This window comes from Asaia sp. SF2.1 (genome assembly GCF_000505765.1).
In the GTDB taxonomy this organism is placed as follows: Bacteria; Pseudomonadota; Alphaproteobacteria; order Acetobacterales; family Acetobacteraceae; genus Asaia; species Asaia bogorensis.
This window is the reverse complement of sequence record NZ_AYXS01000010.1, coordinates 7,770-12,885: the sequence shown is the minus strand read 5'-3', so window position 1 is coordinate 12,885 and position 5,116 is coordinate 7,770. Positions and strand designations below refer to the sequence as shown.

The 5,116-nt window shown below is 59.8% G+C and carries 5 protein-coding genes, 1 tRNA gene and 1 pseudogene; 4 read left to right on the top strand and 3 right to left on the bottom strand.

Annotated elements, in window-relative coordinates; genetic code table 11:
- The coding region (locus P792_RS25935; RefSeq protein ID WP_235075425.1) for a glutaminyl-peptide cyclotransferase at positions 1–811 on the top strand (811 nt) is incomplete at its 5' end.
- A 195-nt stretch (positions 812–1,006) separates the two neighbouring features.
- Positions 1,007–1,783 (top strand): IclR family transcriptional regulator, encoded by a 777-nt coding sequence (locus tag P792_RS25930; protein ID WP_200863465.1) that lies wholly within the window; start codon positions 1,007–1,009, stop codon positions 1,781–1,783.
- Positions 1,784–1,922: 139 nt separating this feature from the next.
- On the opposite strand, the gene P792_RS25925 is transcribed toward P792_RS25930, so the two are convergent.
- Positions 1,923–2,231, bottom strand: a complete 309-nt coding sequence (locus tag P792_RS25925; RefSeq protein WP_307723612.1) for a YggT family protein — start codon at positions 2,229–2,231, stop codon at positions 1,923–1,925.
- 163 nt (positions 2,232–2,394) lie between these two features.
- Between P792_RS25925 and P792_RS25920 the strand changes: the two genes are divergently transcribed.
- Positions 2,395–2,470 (top strand) — tRNA-Ala (locus tag P792_RS25920).
- A 43-nt stretch (positions 2,471–2,513) separates the two neighbouring features.
- Here P792_RS25920 and P792_RS0118465 read toward each other — a convergent pair.
- Both P792_RS0118465 and P792_RS25915 read right to left on the bottom strand, forming a co-directional pair.
- The gene (locus P792_RS0118465; protein ID WP_031240426.1) at positions 2,514–3,440 is read right to left on the bottom strand and encodes a retroviral-like aspartic protease family protein; all 927 of its coding nucleotides are present in this window, start codon (positions 3,438–3,440) and stop codon (positions 2,514–2,516) included.
- Between the two features lie 5 nt (positions 3,441–3,445).
- The gene (locus tag P792_RS25915) at positions 3,446–4,381 is read right to left on the bottom strand and encodes a tyrosine recombinase XerC (protein WP_023978237.1); all 936 of its coding nucleotides are present in this window, start codon (positions 4,379–4,381) and stop codon (positions 3,446–3,448) included.
- Positions 4,382–4,437: 56 nt separating this feature from the next.
- Here P792_RS25915 and P792_RS38490 point away from each other — a divergent pair.
- Positions 4,438–5,116: pseudogene (locus P792_RS38490) on the top strand (primosomal protein N'); the annotation flags it as partial.

Below are 5,116 nucleotides of genomic sequence, written 5' to 3'. Positions count from 1 at the left end.
GAAACCGCCAGCGAAAAGCCCTCCCATGCGCCTGTTACTTGTCTGTATTGCCTCGTTTTCCGGCCTGGCAATGACAGCCTGTCTGTTCGCGCCTGCTGGCCTTGCCAGTCCGCCTGTCGAACCAGCGCAGATTATCGCCCGTTTTCCCCATGACCCTTCGGCGTTTACCGAGGGATTGTTCTATCGAGATGGTGCGCTGTTCGAAAGCACAGGGCTTTCAGGCCGATCGGTCATACGACGGGTCTCGCTGGAGACAGGCAAGACCCTCGCACAGGCTACTGTGCCGGATGGGCATTTCGGTGAGGGCATTGTGGACTGGCAGGATCGGCTGATCAGCGTCACATGGCGTAGTGGGAGCGGCTACATCTGGAGTTTCCCGTCACTGACGCTGCGGGGGCGATTCCATTATACGGGGGAAGGCTGGGGCCTGACCCATGATGACAAGACACTGATTCTCTCAGACGGAACATCTTGTCTGAAGCATCTTGACCCTGTGTCATTACATGTCGTCGGGAAGTTGTGTGTAACCGCCGATGGTATTCCAGTAAACAGACTGAATGAACTCGAATATATTCATGGAGAAATCTGGGCGAATATATGGATGACTCCGGAAATCGCGAGGATCGATCCCGAAACGGGTCAAGTGAAGTCATGGGTCGATCTGACGAATCTCGAAGAAGAAGTTGGTCTGGATGATCCGGATGCTGTGCCCAATGGCATCGCCTACGATCACGAGAATGATAGATTATTCGTCACCGGAAAATACTGGCCAACACTTTACCAGATAAAGCTTCCTCCCTATAAACATTGATTTAAGAGAAAATCGGAACTGTCTTCGTCTTGATTACATAGATGTGACCAGAAAACGAAGATAAGTGTTTATTCGCCCGTGAATAACGCTATGAGATGCTTCTATGCCTCCCTTGCGGAGCAATAAAAAGTCTCAAAAGCGAACGAGAAGCCCTTTCAAAGTCCAAGGCACCGTTCAAAGAACATGGAGCGGCATGTGGCATATTCGGATAAAGACTGGCCCCAGGGTACCCAGACATTGGGGCGTGGCCTGTCGATCATTCTGGCCGTCAAGGCTGGCGTCGATACGCTTTCCGAATTGGCGCTGGAAATTGGCTGCACACGCAGCACAACCCAGCGCCTGACAGCAGCCCTGTTACAGCAGGGCTGGTTACGCCTGAAATCCATGGGGCGTTACGGTCTGGGTGAGAAACTGACCTCGCTCACCACGCAGGCACAGGCCGCCACGCCCCTGCTGGGGCTTGCCACCCCTCTGCTCCATACGCTCAGTGAGACAACCGGTCGCATGGTCCATCTGGGCGTTCGTGCAGACAGCGCCGTGATCTATCTGATGCGTCTGGAAGGGCGTATGCCTCTTGAAGTCCGTAGCCGGACAGGCCAGCACCTCCCCCTTGCACGCACGGGTACGGGGCGCGCGCTGATTCTGGATGAGTCGGAAACAGAATGGGCGCGTCTGTATCGCACCAGTTATCGTCATATGCCTGCCGGTCTGTCGAGCTGGATCAATCGCATGCGCTTCTATCGCTCGACCGATTGCGTGTTCGATCTGGAAGATGATGAGATTGGTATCCACTGCGTCGCATCGCCGGTGCGAGATGCTTCGGGCAGCATTGTGGCGTCGATCAGTGTGACGGGTGGGGCTAGCGAGATGCCACTTCTGCGCATGAAGGCTCTGGCCCCTCAGGTGCGCCACACGGCATCATTGCTGTCGGCCAAGCTCGGTTGGCACGAACTCAGTGACGTTGCCGACTAGGTTTGTCGCTCAATATTGGCCGGATCAGAATATCCGGCCAGTTTCCGGTTCGGGGAGGCCGGTCAGTCGACGATGGTCGGTCGTGACTGATACGCCCGTCTGCATGGCCGGCTATTGCAAGGTGCGCTGGCGATGCGCCTTAGAAACTGCCATGCAGTGAGGCAAAAACCAGTCGGTTGAGCACTGGCACGACAAGATACTGGAGCCCCAGCAGGACGGCGAGCGGGCTCAGATCAAGGGCTCCGAATTGCGGCAGGATCGAGCGTACGGGGTTCAGCACTGGCTCGACAATGCGACCAAGGAAAATCACGACATTGTAAACGAAGCGGTTGCCTGGATCGAGAATCCGGAAACCCACCAGCATGCTCATCACGCAGTATAGCAGCAGCGCCCATGTGAAGAGCTGAATCAGCATCATGATGATGTTGTAAACGGTGATGATCAGCAAATCCGGTCTCTTTGAAAAACGATGGAATGCCTAGCTTAGCGTTTGGCAGGGCCATGAGACAACATGTGAGCTGCGCAAGCGCTCTGGCCGGTGGCGGGAGCGACCATAAAGCAGGCGAATCTTGACTTTGGGACAGGACCGTGTAGCTTCCGACGCGTTCCGTGGGGCTGTAGCTCAGATGGGAGAGCGCCTCGTTCGCAATGAGGAGGTCAGGGGTTCGATTCCCCTCAGCTCCACCACGGAACACTCCCCGACTTTCGATATGTCCCGATGTGCAGTGGGTTAACGCACCCAGACCTGTCCGGCGCTGAACGAAATCCAGATATCATGCTGGGCAAACCAGTCGGCCCCCAGCAGCATGTCGGCATTGTCTCGCATGTCGGACACTGTCAGTACCGGGTCTTTCCACACCGGATTGCCGGTACCGGGCTTTTCTTCCTGCAGATGCAGTTCATGAAAATGATGCCAGTGATACCAGCGTGCATTGAGATCCACACCGCTTGTCACGCCGCCCTGATCCCGGCGCAGGATATCGTCGCTGATGCCCATGGCGTGAGCAAAGCGCCGTGAGAGTATGTGAGAGCGTGCGCCGCTATCGAGCAAGGCAAGCCCCTCATGACCGTCCAGTGTGAAGGACAGCGCCAGACGGGCCCCTTCGCGCCTGGCCCGCAAGGTGGTGTAACCGGCAGGCCATGAAGGCGCGATGGGGCAGCGTGCGTCGCGTAAGGGCGAACGCCATAGCGTAAGGCGTTTTTGCGGTACATTGAACTCGACATCCATCCCGCGCAGCAGATCGACGCCCATGAGACCGGCAATCGGGGGTGTCAGGGCCGGAAGCCCCGGCAGGGCGCCGAGCGGTATCGAGCGCGAGCCCAGAGGAAGCAGCCCGATGGACAGAGCGCGTATCATCATGTTGGGGGCGAGCTGACCACGCCCGTTTGGCCCCTGTATGACGGTCAGATGCGCCGGATCGGCTGCGAGCTTGAGAGCCGAGGCGGCCTCTGGTGTGATCAGGCTGCCTTCAGAACCCGTATCGACAATGAATCGCGCCTGACGTCCATCGAGCACAACAGGGGCATTCAGGAACAGCCCGTCATTATGAAGCGGGATGTCGGCAATACGTTCGGGCGTGCAGGGGCCGGCATGGGCACGAGACAGGCCTGAGCCCGCCAGCATGATGGCGAGGAGAAAGGCAACAGGGCGCATCATTCTTGTTATTTCCTTGCGCGTGGATGGGCCTGCCAGACGGCAAGGAGGTGGCGTTCATCGGCCAGCGTATAGGCCTGCGTCGTAGAAAGGCTGGCGTGACCCAGGAGTTCCTGGATGGCGCGCAGATCCGCACCGCCCTCCAGCAGATGGGTGGCGAAGGAGTGACGCAGTGCATGAGGGGTGGCGCTGTTGTCCAGACCGCTCTGCTCGCGCCAGACCTGCATGACACGGCGCGCCACGGCGGGTTGCAGACGCTTGCCGCGTAACCCCACGAAGAGCGGCGCCTCCGGGGCCGGGCAGGGGTGCTGGCTGCGCCACCGGGCCAGTGCCTTGAGGACATTTGGCAGAAGCGGCACAAGTCGCTCCCGGCCGCCCTTGCCGGTAACGCGCAACCCGGACTCCGCAGCGCGGTCGCAGTCACGCAGATCGAGCGCCAATGCTTCGCCGATACGCAGGCCCGCGCCATAAAGCAGGGTGAACAGGGCTTCGTCGCGCGCGGCGCAAAGCGGGTGCTGCTCAAGGGCCGCAATATCGGAGGCCGCACTGCGTGCCATGTCGCGCGAGAGCGGGCGCGGCAGACGCTTGCGTGTCTTTGGTGCCTTGAGCTGGCGCAGGGCGCTGGCGCTGACCCCGTGCCTGATATGGAGATAGTGATAGAATGACCGTAATGCCGAGACCCTTCGGGCGCGGGAGCGGGCACGACCATCGGGCGTGCCTTTTCCACTCTCGGCTCGGTTCGTGTCATAGGCCAGCCATGCCCTGAAATCGCTCGTGCGCAAGGAGGCAAAGGCGGAGAGATCGGGCTCCTGCCCCAGATGCTCGCCCAGAAATGCCAGAGCGGTTGCGACATCGTTGCGATAGGCCAGAACAGTGTTGGGGCGCGCCCGCTTTTCATGGGTCAGCCAGTCGAGCCATGAATCGAGACATTCATGCATCAGCATGACGGCGGACCTCGTCTCGGCTAAGAGGGCAGGGCAGAAGGGGGCGCTTGGGCAGCATGACAGAACCGAGCTTAGTGAAGCTGACGGCAGATGGCGAGAGAGCTGTGCGCATCAGCGTTCTGCTGCCGCTGCCTTTTCCCACAGCCCTTGATTATCTTGCGCCTGAAGGCACAGTTGCACCGGGTGATCTGGTTAGTGTGCCGCTCGGGCGACGTCAGGAGACCGGCTGCGTGTGGGACACGCAAAGCGACGTTCCCGCCGATTTTGCACCCGCCGCTGCACGCCCTATTGCGCTCACACGCCTCAAGCCGGTGCTGGGGCGGCTCGATATGCCTGCCATACCGGGTGATCTCAGGCGGTTTATCGACTGGCTGGCCGCTTATACCCTGACGCCGCCCGGCCTTGTGCTTGCCATGGCCATTCGCGCCCGTCACACCATGCCCACAAAGGTTCAACTCGGTTGGGTCAGAGGGCAGGCTGACCCGGCAGGGTTGCGCATGACGCAGGCGCGCCAGTCGGTGCTGGAGGCCGTCAGTGAGGTTCCCCTCTCCACGGCAAGCCTGACGGAAAAGACCGGCGTCTCGTCATCTGTCCTGCGGGGGCTGGCGGCAGCCGGATTGCTGCAGGAGGTCCCTCTGGTTTCGGCACCGCTATTTGCCACGCCGGATCCTGCTTTTCATCCTCCCCATCTTTCAGACGAACAGCAGGCCGCCGCGCATGTACTGGCCAGTGCCG